This is a genomic window from Streptomyces sp. PsTaAH-137 (assembly GCF_003259365.1).
Lineage (GTDB): Bacteria > Actinomycetota > Actinomycetes > Streptomycetales > Streptomycetaceae > Streptomyces.
Genome location: NZ_QLLY01000016.1, coordinates 96,404 through 110,564, shown reverse-complemented (window position 1 = coordinate 110,564; position 14,161 = coordinate 96,404). Strand labels below are relative to the sequence as shown.

Sequence of the window (14,161 nt, the reverse complement as noted above, 5' to 3'; positions counted from 1 at the left end):
CCCTCCTCAACTGCTTTGTTCTGGCACGCTTCCGGCGTGAACACTTCGCGTCCTGCCCGCCACACATCGCTTCCGACCCCGCACTACGTGTCGTCTGGATCGGGAGCGACACAACGTCTTCCACTGGCTCCGTACAACTGACCACCAGCCCTACTACGGAGCCCTCAAGCCACTGCTCGAAGACCACGCCGAGCGTCTGGCCAAGGCGATCGACCACTGTCAGTGACGGCATGCACAATGCGTTCATGAGCCACGACTACAGGCCCGGTGACGTGCTGTTGCTGGAGTGCCAGTTCACTGGGACCGCCGTCACCGGGGGTACCCGTTACTACGTGTCCGTGCGGTGGCCGTGGCTGGAAGTGGACTCACAGGCCGAGAACTTCAGGTGGAACGGGCAGAGGGCGCTTCCAACGCCTGCGGCCCGCGAGTGGGAGATCTTCCGAACGGAACCGGCGGAGACCGCACTGAAGCCGGGCGATACCTGCCTGGTGGGAATCCCAGCGACCGTGGTGCACGTCCAGGCAGTCCACCGCTTCGATCCGCCCCTGGTCACCGGCATGCTGCCCCGGCCCGCGTCCTACCTTGAGGTCCTGCAGCAGGGTGAGACCCACGACCCTTCCCTCGGGGACCAGGGCTGCACCATCGATCCGGCCGGTGGCGAACCCATATACATCGAGCTGGTCTTCCGTCCGTACGCCTTCCTCGAACTGGGTGATGAGGTTGCCGACCGGGACGGGCGCGCCTGGCGGTTCGATGCGGCTGCCTGGAACTGGCATCCCTTCGACGGCGAACAGTCGGGCACCCCGGCCTGGCCGCTGAAGTTGATCGCCCGCCAGGGTGAGCCGACACCGAAGGAAGCCGGAGAGGTCGCCCGGGCAACAGCAGTCGGCAGCCACTTGGACGAACTGGAGCGATGGAGCACACACACCCACGCGCGACCGGCCACCCATCAGCAGTAGGCCCCTCCGGTGACAAGAAGCCTGCCTACGTGACAGCTCTCTTGCTTCGGCTCACTACTCGTGAGCCATAGATCGCGCACAGAGGCCAACTAGCGTGCTCAAGGGCCAACTATCTCGCTCAGTCACAAGCAGCCATCACCCCAGACTGCCGCAAGATCACGCCAACCGAAATGGGTGCGGATTTTTTGGAGTGACGGTTCCGTCCTCGGGGATCAGTTCGTGGCATCCCATTCGTCCGAGGTCATGGGCTTGGCGTCCGGATAGTGTCGTCGGATCTCGTTGAGCACCCACTCGTCTGCCGTGCGGACATCCCAGCTTGAACTATCGAACTCCCGCAGGGTCACCACGAGATCGCTGCCGGCATAGCCTTCGAAGTCTCCGTCGACGGCCTGCAGGTGAGGTGCGTCCATGGCCAACAGCTCGAGGGTGGGGATTCTGTCGTTGCCTGAAACTCTGACCAGCTCGGCGAAGCTGGGGTGTGGGTGATCGTCGAAGCTGCGGGCTCGCCAGGTGAGCGTGAGGCCGTAACTTCCCAGGCGGATCAGGAGCTCGGCCAGGGTGACGTAGTGCCGAGCGGCGTGGTGGCCCGTATGCGGGGCAGCGTCCCGCCAGGCCGCGAAGGAGACCATCTGCATCGTGGGCGGTGTTGTGGTCATCGGCTCAGCACTCTGCTCCGGCCTCATGGAATCACTGCTTGGACCTGCCGATTGTCCTGCTCTTCCCCTTCGAACGATCGATTGGGTGTGGTTGCTCCCGGGCCGGGCCAGCTGGGTAAACGCTGATTGGTGTGTGGTGGTGGCGCTGGACTTCTACCGTGGCGAGATGGAGGTGGGCGCCATGGTGTCTTTGCCGGAAGAGCTTCAGGCCCGCGAGGAGGCCACAGCTCGGCGGCGCGTGGAGGAACTCCAGGCCGAGGCAGCCGAGTTGGCCATCCGTCTGGAGGAAGCTCGGAAGGATCTCTCGCGGTTGGAGATCACGCGGGAAACCGTCCAACTGGCGCGGGACCTGACCGATGGGAGCAGACACGAACCACCACTCAGTAGGAAGGGACGTAGGGCCAGTGGCGTCAACGAGGAAGGTCAAGGCGGCGCGCAAAGGTGCTGTCGGCGGTTCGTGAGACAGTCAGACCCATGCCGGGCACTGAGGGGATGGGTCGCGTGAAAGAGCTGCCTGAGATTGCTGTGCGTGACGAATTCGATGCCCTGATCATCCGGACCGACTATGGGGACGAGGCTGCGTGGCAGGCGGTGGTCGGGGACCTGACTCAGCCGTGGGGAGACGACGGCGAGTTTGACCCCTCTGTTCACCTTGTCGACGATCCTGCCTGGGCCGATCGCATGCCCGATGAGGTCCTCAACGCGGTGAGGCGGGACGAGAACCTGAGCGTTGTGTTCCTCGCCGACCGGATCACGATGCAGTCTGCCCAGCGCGCGCTGCTCGCTCTCGACATCACGGAGGACGAAGAGGAAGACCTCGACCCGATGTACTACCAGGAGCTCATCGACTCCCCTCCGCCCCGAGAGTTCCGAACCATCCCAGCCGGCGTCCACGACGTGCACGGAAATCTGTCGATCGCCAACATGGACTTCGCGGAGTTTGCCGAGGCGGCCCTCGCCGATCCCGACCACATCTACCGGCCCTGCTGAACCATTGAGCCTTTTCCAACCTCACGCTGATGAGTGGTGAAGGACGAGGACGGCCTGCACCACGTCGGTGATGCGGTTGGTGCCGCAGCAGAGCCTTCCCACCTCCCCGGCTCGGAGAATGCTCAGTCGATACAGAACTCGTTGCCCTCGATATCTAGCATCGGGATGCACGCATCATTGCCGTCATACAGCGTTTGCACATGGACCGCACCGAGAGGGACCAGCCGCGCGCATTCGGCCTCGAGTGCGGCGAGACGCTCCTTACCCACGAGACCGGTGCCGACCCGCACATCGAGGTGCACACGGTTCTTGACTGCTTTACTCTCGGGAACGCGCTGGAAGAACAGCCGCGGACCCACACCTGAGGGATCTATGCAGGCGAACCACGAATCCCGTTGCTCAGATGGCTGCGAACGCTTGAAATCGTCCCAAGTGGCAAACTCTCCCGGCGGCGGCGGTACGACGTACCCCAACACCTCGCACCAGAAACGAGCGAGACGCTCAGGTTCTGCGCAGTCAAAGGTGACTTGGAATTTCTTGATCGCTGACATCGGCGCACCGTAGCAGGCGGGCCCTGCCTCACGTCTCCCAAGTGGTTCCGCCCGCCACCCGCCGCGTCCCGTGGTGGAGCCCACCAGTAGCCGCCACGGCCGAATCCTGACCAACGACCATCATGTCAAAGATCAGTTGCGGGACAGCCCTTAGACCATGGTCACGGCCTCATCTCCCCAGGTGCGTTCCGTTGACCGTTCCCAGGACACCCCGAGGGCGTGGCCCAGGCGATGAAGCCCGAGTATCGCCGATCTGGTGCGGTGGGCCAAGATGCGCTGGCGCATCGAGCACGACTACCGCGAACTCAAACACGGCCTGGGCCTGGACCACTTCGAGGGCCGCACCTGGCGCGGCTGGCACCACCACGTCACCCTCGTCACCGCCGCCCAGGCCTTCCTCACCCTCCGGCGCCTGAACCCAAAAGCCCCGAGTCCAGCCTGACCCTCTACCAAGTCCTCGACACCCTCCAGGACATGCTGCGGTGCTAGACCGGCACCTGCACACCTGCGGCCAACCACTCACCCGAACCAGAACCTAACGAAGCACTACTAGGTCGCTCCGGTCCACAAGGCGAGCAGGATCAGGAAGACGACCGCGTGCACGCCCCGATCTGGCCCCTGGCCCAAGACTGCAGCTCTTCCCGCATGATGTCGACGGGAAAGCAGCCGCGGACTGTTGGCGGTGGGTGGGGGAGCATGTGCTCGCTCCCCCACCCGTTGGCCCTCGCGTCAGGGCACTACATCTGGTTCCTTTTGTTCATTCGCGCCGCGACCCCTCCCCATGCCAGGAAAAGAAGCGTCAACGCGAGGAGTGTCAGGCCTCCAGCGATCATCCCCAGGACCAGCAGGACAATTGACAGCGTGATTCCGAGTACGCCGAAGACATAAGTCGCCGTCAGCAGCCTCTTGGACAGAGCTTGTCGTTGCATGGACACTCCCACTTGGCGCACTCTGCGTGTTCCTTTCCGAGTTCCGGGGCATATTCGAAGCTTCCCGGTGGCTGGTCAGCTGAAGGGCATCGCGGCAATCTGACTACCCGCCCAGCTTGCCCCATAGCAGCCGAGGGCAAATCCCACCGAGGCGCCAAGCGTTAGAGGCGCGGCCAGCACCATGCTTCCGCACGCCGCTGCTATACCGCCGCCCACTACTGCGCCCGCTACGTCACCCCACAAGGCCTTGGTGTCACCTTCTGCCAGATGGACTCCTGCTTGAACAAGATCACCAACCGGACCCAGCGCATCCACCAGCGCAAGCCCACTCGGGTCGATCTTATTGACGGGGTCGCCTGCGGCGTAGAGGTAGGGGTTCTGTTCCTGGCCGGAGGGGTCGGGCTGGGTGAAGCGGCCGATGTTGGGGTCGTAGTAGCGGGCTTGGTAGTGGATCAGGCCGGTGGTGTCCTGGTAGCCGCCGGCGAAGCCGTAGGGCTGGGGGATCTGCTCGCTGCTGGCGCTGCGGGTGACGCCGCGGGGGCTGTAGGAGTACGTGTTGACCTTCGTGCCGGACTGGTCGGCCATGCCGATGACGGAGCCGATGGCGTCGGTGAGGTAGTAGTACGCCTTCCCGCTGCGGGTCATGGAGTTGACTGTGCCCCCGGGCTCGCGGTTGAAGCCCGTGTCGACACCGGAAGTTGACGTCGCGGACAGGCCGATGGGCCCGTTGTGGAAGTACGTGTCGCCGAGGCGGATGCGTTCGCTCTGGTCGGTGGAGCCGTACTGGCCCGTGTAGGTCTTGCCGCCCACGGTCAGTGAGGTGAGCTGGCTGTGATCCGACCACTTCTCCCCCGTGCGGGTGCCTTCCGGGGTGGAGGCGGCGGCGGTCTCGTTGCCTGCCTTGTCGTAGGACCAGTTTGTGGTGGAGCCGTTCTTCGCGGTGATCTGCTGGGCGTCGTTGACCGTGTAGGTGGTGCCGCGGGGGCAGCCGGGGGTGATGCCCTGGCTGGTGAGGTTGCCGGCGAGGTCGTAGCAGTACTGCCAGGCCTCGTTCAGCGTGGAGCCCTTGTTCTCCGCCGCGTAGGAGAAGCGGCCCGCGCCGTCGTAGGTGTAGGTCGTCTTCGTGCCTGCGACGTTGTCGGTCTTGGTGCGGATCTTGTCGCCGTCGGTGCCGGCGTTCGTGCCGTAGCCGTAGGTGTAGGCGAGGTCGGCCAGGGTGCCCTTGGGGCTGGTGGTCTTGACGGACTTGGGGCGCATGGAGTTGTCCAGGCCGAAGGTCTGGACGGTGCCGCCGGGGTACTTGGTGACGGTCCGCTTGTCGTTGCGGTTGTATTCGAACGTCGTGGTGCGGCCCTGGGGGTCCTTCAGGCTGGTGAGGGTGTTGACCTCGTTCCAGGTGTAGTCGATCTTCCCGGCCGGGTCCTGGTAGTAGTCGACGTTGCCGGCCGGCGTGTACGCGAGGAGGGTCTGGGAGCCGTCCTGCAGGGTGCGGATCGTCTCGCGCTGCAGCGGGTCGAACTGGTACTTGACGGTGCCGGTGGAGTCGTCGCGCTGGCGCAGGTTGCCGTCGCCGTCGTAGTAGTAGCGGACCGTGTCGTTGGTGGTGGAGACGGTCTTGATGCGGTCGAGGTTGTCGTAGGCGAAGACCTTCTTGATGCCTCGGCCGTCGGTCAGGGTCTCGGTGCGGCCCAGGCTGTCGTAGGTGTAGTTCGTCTCGCCCAGCGGGGCGGGCGCCTTCACCGTCTTCAGGTTGCCCTTGTCGTCGTAGGTGAACGAGGTGGTGACGGTCTTCGACGACGACATCGTCGTCTTCTGGGTGCAGCGCTGGCCCTCGAAGCCGTCGCAGGTGGGCGTGGAGGGGTTGTAGGTGTAGGAGACGTTGCCGCCGCCGGTGCCGGTCTGCGCAACCGACTTGGTGTTGCCGGCCGTGTCGTAGCCGTAGGTGGTCTTCTCGCCGTCGGCGTTGGTGGTGTCCTTGGGGACGTCGCCGCCGGCGATGGTCTGCCAGTTGGACACGGACTGGCCGCCCGTCGGGGACTTGATGGTCTCCAGGTTGTTGCGGGTGTTGAACCCGTAGTCCATGACGTTGCCGCCGGTGCCGCCGGTCCCGGTGCCCATGGCGTCGGTGGAGGTGTCGATGTTGTGGTTCGCATCGAACTTCGTCGACCGGCTGCGGCCGAGCGCGTCGGTGACGTCGCTGACCTCACCCTCGGCGTTGTGCTTGTACTTCGTCGCGTGGATCTCCGGGTCGGTGACCGTCGTCGTGCCCGCCGAGTTCGGCGAGGCGGTGTCGTAGCTGTAGGTCCACGTCGGACCGTCATGGGAGCCGCTGACGCCTGTCTCGCGGAGCATGGAGGTGACCCGGTTGGCGTCGTCGTAGGTGAAGACCGTGACGCGGCCTTCCGCTGTTGTGATCTTGGTGAGGCGGCGGGAGGAGTCGTAGCCGAAGGTGGTGGTCTTGCCCTCGGCGTCCGTGGTGCGGGCCAGGTTGCCGGCGGCGTCCAGGTCGAAGACGGCGGTGCGGCCGGAGTTGTCCTTGGCCTGCCACTGCGAGGCATCCGTCTTGAGCAGGTCGATCCACCGGCCCGAGCGGGTCTCGGTGAGTTTGAAGCCCTTCTGCTCGCCGCCCTCGTCGTGCTGAGTGACCGTGATGGTGCCCTTGTTGCGGTCGGTGACCTTGGTCAGGCAGCCGTTGGTGTCGTAGGTGTCCTTCGACCCGGACTTCCAGTCGGTGACCGTGTAGGTGCCGTCCGCGTTCTTCTTCAGGTCCTTCGAATAGCCCGAGGGCGTCTTGAACGTGCCGTCACTGTTCTTGGCGAACCGGACACTGTCGCCGGAGGCGTCGTAGAGGACGACCTCGTCATCGAGTACCTGCAGGTAGCGCTCGTACTGCTGCCACCAGCGCTGGGAAACCTTCCCCCAGGGCGCATCAAGGGAGTTGTAGGTGCGCGCCAGGGTGAGGTTCTGCCCGACGCCCGCGATCGAGAAGTCCGTCGCGGTCAGCATCAGGTTGCCGGTCGAATAGTCGATGTGCGCCGACAGCGCGTCAGTGATCGCGAAGTCGCTGAACCGGTGCCAGGGCACCTTGCCCTGCCCCTCGGGCACATACGCCGTCGTCGCGGCCGCCGCCGAACGCGCCGCCTGCGCGTCCCCGCCCTGAGCTCGCTTCTTCTGCCCGGCACGCCACTCGGCGACGTCGGCGGACGGGGTGCGCTCGGCCCTCGACGCAGCCGGCTCGTTGGCTCCGACCTTCACCTCCGGCATGGAGAACGACGGTGCGTCCTTGCCCCAGTCCGACGCAGGATCGTCGGCTGCTGCCGCGCCCGTCGCGGGCAGCAGCGCCACCGTGATGGCACCCGACGCGAGAACAGCGAGCGCAGCGAGTCTGGAACGGTTGCGGGCGCGCGAAAGGCGCGCACCTGTGGTGCGTTGTATCAAGGCTTCCCCCCACACACGAGCCTCGCCGACCCCAGCGGTCATGAGGAGCACACAACCTGACACAGAAACCACACAAGTCCCGGCGCGGTTCCCGTCAATGCATATGCCACACGGCCCGGAATCAGCCCCTCCCATCACACACCCCAAGAGACACCAAAGCTCCAGGAAGTGGACAATACGAGTCGGTGGTCGGCGATTTTTTCGCACATGGCCGCCAAGATGCTGACGCGAAATCGACTGCGTGGACCGCCTTCGGTCCCGCCGGTTCAGCGGAGAGACGATTTTGCGCCATGCAGTGACGCCGAGAGACGCCTCATTCGTCTAGGTCCATACCTTTCAGGGCACACTTCGTCCCGAATTGGGATAGTCACGTGAAAGGCTGCAATGGGCAGGTATCACCGGTCTGCCAGCGGGCACAGTGATCAGACCCCACGCGCAGCACCCGCAGTCCCTCCCCCACTCCTGCCCAGTCGCACCCCTTCTGCCGGCGCAAGGCCGGCACCACAGCCAGGAGTCCCCGGTGAACACGCACACCGCCACCGCCCTCGCCCGCCACCTCGGACGCCTGCTGTGCTGGCACCTCGCTCTCGCCATGCTCTGCACCGCCGGATACACCCTCAGCGCAATCCACACCCACCGCACCGTCCTCTACCTCACCTGGGCCGCCTTGCCCCTCACCGCACTGCTCTGGGCAACAACCCGCGCCCTCGAAAAACACCACCTGAACCGCGACCGCGCAGCCGACACCACACACACCAGCGACTGGACACCCGCCGCCTGACACCCACGGCACCTCGCCCTGGCCACCCGCCTGGCCCCGGTTGCATTGTGCGACCCCTCGCGGGGGCGTCCTCCACCGCGCCGAACAGGGCGTGCTCCTGTCCCCTGGTCCGGTCCAGATGGAACCGGCCGGACATCTCCGAGACGAAAACGTCCGCGCCCGGCGAGGCGGAACCGCCCATCCCCGCCTCCTGGCTCTGCACGGCCCTAGAGCAATACGCCAGACAGGTGATCGCCACCATCAGTCACACACGTGATTACCGCCCGGGAACCGTCTAGTGACCAACCGCGAACCCAGCCCGCCGATCTGGCAGGTGTCAGAGTCGCCGACGGCGTCGCCTCATCCATGTTGTCTACTACAAGCCTTGTTCATGTTGCATTTGGTTGTCAGGAGATCTGGAAGATGGGCGAGCTGTACCCGCCGGTCGAACCGTACGAGAAGGGGATGCTCGACGTCGGCGACGGCAACCTTGTGTATTGGGAGGCCTGCGGCAACCCGGACGGCAAGCCGGCAGTCGTCGTCCACGGCGGGCCGGGGTCCGGATGCGGGACCGGGGCACGCCAGTACTTCGACCCGGACCGCTACCGCGTCGTCCTGTTCGACCAGCGCGGCTGCGGCCGTAGCACCCCCCACGCAAGCAAACCCACGACCGACATGCGCCACAACACCACCCAGCACCTGATCGCCGACATGGAGCGGCTCCGCGATCACCTGGGTATCGACCGCTGGCTGCTCTACGGGGGCTCGTGGGGCTCCACGCTGATCCTGGCCTATGCCGAGACGTACCCGGAGCGGGTGTCGGAGATCGTCATCGCCGCCGTCACGACCACCCGGCGCTCCGAGATCGACTGGCTCTACCGAGGTGCGGGGCGGTTCTTCCCCGAGCAGCGGGAACGCTTCCTCGAAGGAGCCGGCAGCACACCACGAGACGGTGACGTCGTCGCGGCCTACGCACACCTGATGGAGCATCCGGACCCCGCGGTACGGGAGAAGGCCACAGTCGACTGGTGCGCATGGGAGGACGCGGTCCTGTCCGGTGAAACAAACGGCGCCTCCAACCCGTACGGTGACCGCCCGCCGGTCGCGCAACTGGCCCTGGTCCGCATCTGCTCACACTACTTCGCCCACGGAGCGTGGCTGGAGGAAGGCGCACTCCTGCGCGATGCGCACCGCCTGGCCGGCATCCCGGGCGTGCTGGTCCACGGCAGGCTCGACCTGGCCGGCCCACTCGATACCGCATGGGAACTCGCCCGCGCCTGGCCCGATGCCGAGCTGACCGTCGTCGACAACGCGGGCCACCTGGGCAGCGACACGACCCGCGCCCACGTACTCAAGGCCCTCGACAGATTCGCTCACCGGAGATGAGCCCAGATTTATTCTCGCCTCGGCGTGATCCGCCAACTATCGCTCTCAAGATCCGCCAACTAGCTTCGTCCGCATACCTGTGAGCTGTGCGTGATGCGAAGGCGATCCGCCAACTACGGTGCTCGGTCACAGGGCAAGTACGGACCTGCGAGCACAAGTGCCCTACCGCGCCTCGCCGTCATCAGCACCTTCCGCTCTCCCAGGGAGAACGAATCGGCGACCTCCCGGTCTCGATGCATGTTCGGCGGCTGTGATGGCCGCGGCAGAAAAGAGTCAACCGGCGGCCGGACCAGACCTCATCACGAGCCGTCTTTCCGCCCGCGCGGGTGAACCCACCTCGTGCGAGGGCGACTTGGAGAGCCGGGTCCCACTACGCAGATCATGACCAGTCGGGATCTTCAGAACGGACCTCATGCACCTCATCGCCGCAGCCGCCGCCGCACGATCAAGAAGTACGGGCGGGTCGATCTGCTCTGCCTGGACGAGCTCGGCTACGTCAAACTCGACCGGCACGGCGCCGAGTTGCTGTTCCAGATCTTCACCGAGCGCGAGGAACGACGTGCGATCGCCGTCGCGTCGAACCGGCCGTTCACCGAGTGGGACCAGACCTTCACCGACAAGCGGCTCTGCCAGGCCATCGTCGACCGCCTCACCTTCGAGGCCCACATCATCGAGACCGGCACTCAGTCCTTCCGCCTCGCCAGCACCACCGCGAAACGCAAGGCAGCAGCAGCCTGAGAACGCATCGGCCGGGGCAAGGAGGCCGTTCCCTTGTCCCTCCGGGCCTCTCGAGAACGCACAATCTGTCTGACGTCTGCCGGGCGGACTACGCTGAGGTCATGTCATCGTCAGGCTGGATACGCCTCACCGAAGCGCAGGGAGTACGGCGCCGACTGGCCATCGTTGGTCGTCACGTCATCAGGCGTCCCTTCCTGATCCTCGCCCTCGCAGCGCTGGCCTTCCTCATCACTAGATTCGGCAAGGATTTCCCGCTGCTCTATGGCATGGGCCCTCTGGGAGCCGCTCTGATCATGGGAAGCATGGGCCGCTACCGTCCCGCCTCGGAGCGAAGCGACGAACCCTCGTCCCGGGACGCTGGGACGAACTGACCATCAGCCAGTCCTTCGGCTGGGAATCCCTGCGAGACCTCGCCCACCGGCGGGCGCCAAGCACGGCGCCCGCCCTTTGCGGTCCTGTCAGGGAACCACTCAGAGCGGGCGTCGTGATTCACACGCTACCGCCCCCAACCAGCTCTGACAGACGCACACTTCGCCCCGCCCCCGGGACGCCAGGAAACCTCACCCGATCGAGGGTGGGGCCAGAACTTCCCGTTCCTCCCGTGCCCCTCCACGGCCGTTCACTCACATGGCCCAAGAGTGGGGCCAAAACAACTCGGCGGGGTGGGGCCAAAACTGCTCGGCGAAAACATGCCGTCGGCGGACCACATCCGCAGCCGGTTGTAGACGCCCCGCCAGTTGCCGTACTTCTCCGGCAGCTGCGCCCACTGTGCCCCGGTCTGAAACTTCCAGGCGATGGCGTCGATCACCTCTCGGTGGTCCCGCCATCGGCCGCCCCGCTTCGGTGTCCGGTCCGGCAGTAACGGCTCGATCCGCGCCCACTGCGCGTCAGTCAACGACACACCCGGACAACGAGCAGACGATCCGGAGGGAGCGACTACGCGTAGCCGGTGCCATCGGTCTCGACGGCTACTGTCCACCAGGAGGTCACTTTGGCAGCCATCGCTTCCGGCTCTGACGGAAGAGGGGTGAGACCGAAGTGATCTACCAGCTCATGCCGCAGGAACTCGCCGATCTCCGCTTGGTCGGCGCCACGCCGGAGCCGCTGCAGGAGAGGAACGAGCATGCAGTCGTACTCGTCTTGCACCTCGTCAGCGACGCCGATCGGGTCCCACTCATTGAGCAGATGCCGCAGGCCGTTCTCGGTGACGTCGGTTCCAGGTCGCATCGCTCCAGGGTGCCACCCCGGAACCGCCGTCATCGTTCACCCCCACCTTGATCCAAACGAAACCGCCTAGTTGGCGGTCGCATTTCAAGCAGGTGACTACGTGATCGAGGTAGGCGCGCTATTCGTCCTGTCCCGCTTTGCTAATGCGCTCATGAGGGTCCCCGTGATCCTTCATCTGACGTCGGTGGGTAAGCATTCCACAGCCGTCTGAAGGTTTGCTGGTGCCTGTCCGGGCTGGCGCCGCGGCGCGGCGGAGCCGCCTGCCGTTGCGGGGGTTGGCAGGCGGCTCCTGTGGGCGCTCTCCAGGGTCCGCAGGAGAGACGAGCCGCCGACGGCTCCAAGCCCGGGCCCAGTATGGGCTCCTGTCAGGCGATGCCGCAGCGGTATGCGGCGATGGAGTTCACGCATGCGCTGTAGGCCGTGTCGAGGGCGGCGCGTGCCGCGTGCGCCGGGTCGGCGGTGTAGTCGGACTCATCGAGGTCGGTGAGGGCGTCGGCGATCGCGTGGAGGGACTGTGAGGGGCAGACGACGGTGCCGAGGGTGCCGGAGTCGTCGACGGCCCACGTGGTCATGCCGTCGAAGTCGACGTCTGCGGGGGCGAGTTCGTGGCCTGCTGGGCAGTCGAACCAGCCATCGGCGCGGACGCGGTAGGTTGCGGCGCTGTCGCAGGGCGCGCAGGTGATGACGTTCAGGGTCACTCGCCCTCGTACTCGATGACGCTGGCGGCCTGGTCGGGGCCGGTGATCTCGGCCAGGACGGCCCCGGCGTGCTTCAGGCACGCCAGACGCTCGGCCTTGTCGAACCCCGTGATCACGAACGCCGGGCGGTCGTAACAGGGCTCGACGGTGTAGGTCCAGGAGTAGGCACAGTCGGGGAGGTTAAGCGGCTTTCTGTTGGCGGGCGCCTGGTCCTGGTGCTGCTTCTCCTCGGTGGTGGGGCCGTGGGCGGGGATGACGGGCGCGAGGGCGCGCGCGGGGAGCTGGGTGGTGGGGGCGGGGTCGTCGGCGTCCATGTGGTTGTAAACGATGTCCATGACTGTGGGGTCGTCGGCGGGCCGGGCGTCGTAGACGGCCATGAAGAATCCGGGGAGGACGGCGACGGAGTCGCCAGGCTTGAGGTCTGCCAGGCAGCGGCAAGTCTCGACGGGCTGGTTGTGGTCGGGGCGTGCGTGAGTGCAGAGCGTCGCGGGCATGCCGGTGGCGCCTTCAGGGTGGGGGTCCTGGTAAGGCACGCGAGGCCGCGCGGTGCGGTGGGGCTCAGGGACGCCGGAGGAGGCGGCCCTTACCGGGCCGCGGAGCGGTCCGGCGCCGCAGGCGGCCCCAGCACGCCGTGTGGCACCGTGGCGCCGCGCCAGGACCCCCACCCTGAAAAAGGGGCTCCGCTGCCATCAGGGCCGGTACTTCAAGCCTCAGCGTCTTCACTCCGACAACGCGTACGACGTTCCTCACCTGCATAAATGGCTTCGCGGCAAGCTCATTGGCGTCCGCATCGCACGCAAGGGCATCGAGTCCAGCGAACGACTCGGCCGCCGAAGGTGGGTCATCGAGCGCACCATGTCCTGGCTCACGGGCTACCGTCGGCTCAACCAACGCTACGAACCAAACCCCCGAAACTACCTGGTGCCCCGAACAGCCGCAACGACACAGCACCGGAGCGGTCAGATGTCCTCCAGCGGTCAGCACCGTCACCTACTGGCCGTCAATGGTCAGCGCAGCCTCTCAAGACACAGCACAGGAACCGTTCTTCAACGCATCTTGAATGAGATCGCTGCATTTCAGGCCCCTTCGGTTCACGGGTGGGTCCGCCTTGGCTCGCGGACGCCCAAGGAAGCGCGCCGATAGCGCGGAGCCGGGTCACCCCGTCCCTATGTCACCCGCTCACTTTCGTGCCGTGCAGGTTCATGAGCGGGGACGGGACTGGAGGTCGTGGGGCCGCAGGGCGAGAGTGAGGGCGTGCCGAGGGCGCTGAGAAGTCCCCGGGGCATCGGCTTCGAAGGGAACACATGATGACGGTCCAGAACGGTGCACAAAACACCCGCGCCATCGCCGCGCAGATTGCCGAGGTCTTCCAGGAGGTCCTCGGCGCAGCGGAGTTGCCCGACAGCGACGCAGGCTTTCTCGACATGGGCGGCGACTCGCTGACGGCCCAGCGTGCGGTGACTCTGCTCGGATCCCGGCTGGGGGTCCGGATCACGGTCCGGGACCTGTTTCGGGCGCAGAGCGCCGACGCGCTCGCGCTCGTGGCCGTACGCCGGCTGGCGGCCGCCTGACGGTCCACGTTTCGCCCGATCGCACGTCCGTAGTGGCTGTAGGCAGCGAATTTCCGAGAGGTGAAGACATGGTGGCGCAGACATATCGCGTGGTGGTGAACGGCGAGGAGCAGTACTCCATTTGGCCGGAGGGGCGCGAGCTGCCCGAGGGCTGGTTCGACGAGGGCACCTCGGGCAGTAAGGAGGACTGCCTCAGCCACGTCGAGCAGGTCTGGACCGACATGCGTCCGCTCAGTCTTCGCCAGGCGCGGTGACCGG

Annotated in this window: 14 protein-coding genes and 3 pseudogenes; 10 read left to right on the top strand and 7 right to left on the bottom strand. The window is 65.8% G+C overall.

Annotated elements, in window-relative coordinates; all coding sequences use genetic code 11:
* Window positions 1-245: 245 nt before the first annotated feature.
* Window positions 246-959 (top strand): hypothetical protein, encoded by a 714-nt coding sequence (locus K377_RS30380; protein WP_181512678.1) that lies wholly within the window; start codon window positions 246-248, stop codon window positions 957-959.
* Between the two features lie 212 nt (window positions 960-1,171).
* On the opposite strand, the gene K377_RS30375 is transcribed toward K377_RS30380, so the two are convergent.
* On the bottom strand, window positions 1,172-1,615 hold the full coding sequence (locus K377_RS30375; RefSeq protein ID WP_237551300.1) for a hypothetical protein: 444 nt from the start codon (window positions 1,613-1,615) through the stop codon (window positions 1,172-1,174).
* Between the two features lie 474 nt (window positions 1,616-2,089).
* On the opposite strand from K377_RS30375, the gene K377_RS30365 reads away from it, so the two are divergent.
* Complete coding sequence (locus tag K377_RS30365) at window positions 2,090-2,605, top strand: DUF6924 domain-containing protein (RefSeq protein WP_237551299.1); 516 nt, start codon at window positions 2,090-2,092, stop codon at window positions 2,603-2,605.
* 122 nt (window positions 2,606-2,727) lie between these two features.
* On the opposite strand, the gene K377_RS30360 is transcribed toward K377_RS30365, so the two are convergent.
* Entirely contained in the window at window positions 2,728-3,156 is a 429-nt protein-coding gene (locus tag K377_RS30360; RefSeq protein WP_111666775.1) for a VOC family protein, read from the bottom strand.
* 241 nt (window positions 3,157-3,397) lie between these two features.
* Between K377_RS30360 and K377_RS30355 the strand changes: the two are divergent.
* Window positions 3,398-3,598, top strand: a pseudogene (locus tag K377_RS30355) (transposase); the annotation flags it as partial.
* 562 nt (window positions 3,599-4,160) lie between these two features.
* Here K377_RS30355 and K377_RS30345 read toward each other — a convergent pair.
* Complete coding sequence (locus K377_RS30345) at window positions 4,161-7,349, bottom strand: RHS repeat-associated core domain-containing protein (protein WP_237551314.1); 3,189 nt, start codon at window positions 7,347-7,349, stop codon at window positions 4,161-4,163.
* A 694-nt stretch (window positions 7,350-8,043) separates the two neighbouring features.
* Between K377_RS30345 and K377_RS30340 the strand changes: the two genes are divergently transcribed.
* The 4 genes and pseudogenes from K377_RS30340 (at window position 8,044) to K377_RS30320 (ending at window position 10,778) form a co-directional block, all read left to right on the top strand.
* Entirely contained in the window at window positions 8,044-8,304 is a 261-nt protein-coding gene (locus K377_RS30340; RefSeq protein ID WP_111666772.1) for a hypothetical protein, read from the top strand.
* A 402-nt stretch (window positions 8,305-8,706) separates the two neighbouring features.
* A complete protein-coding gene (gene pip / locus K377_RS30330; protein ID WP_111666770.1) occupies window positions 8,707-9,669 on the top strand; it encodes a prolyl aminopeptidase in 963 nt (320 codons plus the stop codon).
* Between the two features lie 438 nt (window positions 9,670-10,107).
* Window positions 10,108-10,407: pseudogene (locus K377_RS30325) on the top strand (ATP-binding protein); the annotation flags it as partial.
* A gap of 101 nt (window positions 10,408-10,508) precedes the next feature.
* Entirely contained in the window at window positions 10,509-10,778 is a 270-nt protein-coding gene (locus K377_RS30320) for a hypothetical protein (RefSeq protein WP_111666769.1), read from the top strand.
* Between the two features lie 248 nt (window positions 10,779-11,026).
* Here K377_RS30320 and K377_RS42880 read toward each other — a convergent pair whose 3' ends face one another.
* The 4 genes from K377_RS42880 to K377_RS30300 form a co-directional block, all read right to left on the bottom strand.
* Window positions 11,027-11,308, bottom strand: coding sequence for a transposase (locus tag K377_RS42880; protein ID WP_375605973.1), 282 nt, complete (start codon window positions 11,306-11,308; stop codon window positions 11,027-11,029).
* 35 nt (window positions 11,309-11,343) lie between these two features.
* The gene (locus K377_RS30310; RefSeq protein WP_111666767.1) at window positions 11,344-11,634 is read right to left on the bottom strand and encodes a hypothetical protein; all 291 of its coding nucleotides are present in this window, start codon (window positions 11,632-11,634) and stop codon (window positions 11,344-11,346) included.
* Window positions 11,635-11,999: 365 nt separating this feature from the next.
* On the bottom strand, window positions 12,000-12,332 hold the full coding sequence (locus K377_RS30305) for a hypothetical protein (RefSeq protein WP_111666766.1): 333 nt from the start codon (window positions 12,330-12,332) through the stop codon (window positions 12,000-12,002).
* Complete coding sequence (locus tag K377_RS30300) at window positions 12,329-12,826, bottom strand: hypothetical protein (RefSeq protein WP_111666765.1); 498 nt, start codon at window positions 12,824-12,826, stop codon at window positions 12,329-12,331. Before K377_RS30300 ends, K377_RS30305 begins: the two co-directional genes overlap by 4 nt.
* Before the next feature lie 193 nt (window positions 12,827-13,019).
* Between K377_RS30300 and K377_RS30295 the strand changes: the two are divergent.
* The 3 genes and pseudogenes from K377_RS30295 to K377_RS30285 all read left to right on the top strand — a co-directional run.
* Window positions 13,020-13,253: pseudogene (locus K377_RS30295) on the top strand (transposase); the annotation flags it as partial.
* A 383-nt stretch (window positions 13,254-13,636) separates the two neighbouring features.
* Window positions 13,637-13,903, top strand: a complete 267-nt coding sequence (locus K377_RS30290) for an acyl carrier protein (RefSeq protein ID WP_111666764.1) — start codon at window positions 13,637-13,639, stop codon at window positions 13,901-13,903.
* A 68-nt stretch (window positions 13,904-13,971) separates the two neighbouring features.
* Entirely contained in the window at window positions 13,972-14,157 is a 186-nt protein-coding gene (locus K377_RS30285; protein WP_111666763.1) for an MbtH family NRPS accessory protein, read from the top strand.
* The last annotated feature ends 4 nt before the right edge of the window (window positions 14,158-14,161 follow it).

What these genes read in the sequence shown, in the direction of transcription:
- K377_RS30380 (WP_181512678.1), top strand. Translation starts at nt 246, where the DNA reads ATGAGCCACGACTACAGGCCCGGTGACGTGCTGTTGCTGGAGTGCCAG.
- K377_RS30375 (WP_237551300.1), bottom strand. Translation starts at nt 1,615, where the DNA reads ATGACCACAACACCGCCCACGATGCAGATGGTCTCCTTCGCGGCCTGG.
- K377_RS30365 (WP_237551299.1), top strand. Translation starts at nt 2,090, where the DNA reads ATGCCGGGCACTGAGGGGATGGGTCGCGTGAAAGAGCTGCCTGAGATT.
- K377_RS30360 (WP_111666775.1), bottom strand. Translation starts at nt 3,156, where the DNA reads ATGTCAGCGATCAAGAAATTCCAAGTCACCTTTGACTGCGCAGAACCT.
- K377_RS30345 (WP_237551314.1), bottom strand. Translation starts at nt 7,349, where the DNA reads ATGCCGGAGGTGAAGGTCGGAGCCAACGAGCCGGCTGCGTCGAGGGCC.
- pip (WP_111666770.1), top strand. Translation starts at nt 8,707, where the DNA reads ATGGGCGAGCTGTACCCGCCGGTCGAACCGTACGAGAAGGGGATGCTC.
- K377_RS30320 (WP_111666769.1), top strand. Translation starts at nt 10,509, where the DNA reads ATGTCATCGTCAGGCTGGATACGCCTCACCGAAGCGCAGGGAGTACGG.
- K377_RS30310 (WP_111666767.1), bottom strand. Translation starts at nt 11,634, where the DNA reads ATGCGACCTGGAACCGACGTCACCGAGAACGGCCTGCGGCATCTGCTC.
- K377_RS30300 (WP_111666765.1), bottom strand. Translation starts at nt 12,826, where the DNA reads ATGCCCGCGACGCTCTGCACTCACGCACGCCCCGACCACAACCAGCCC.
- K377_RS30290 (WP_111666764.1), top strand. Translation starts at nt 13,637, where the DNA reads ATGATGACGGTCCAGAACGGTGCACAAAACACCCGCGCCATCGCCGCG.
- K377_RS30285 (WP_111666763.1), top strand. Translation starts at nt 13,972, where the DNA reads ATGGTGGCGCAGACATATCGCGTGGTGGTGAACGGCGAGGAGCAGTAC.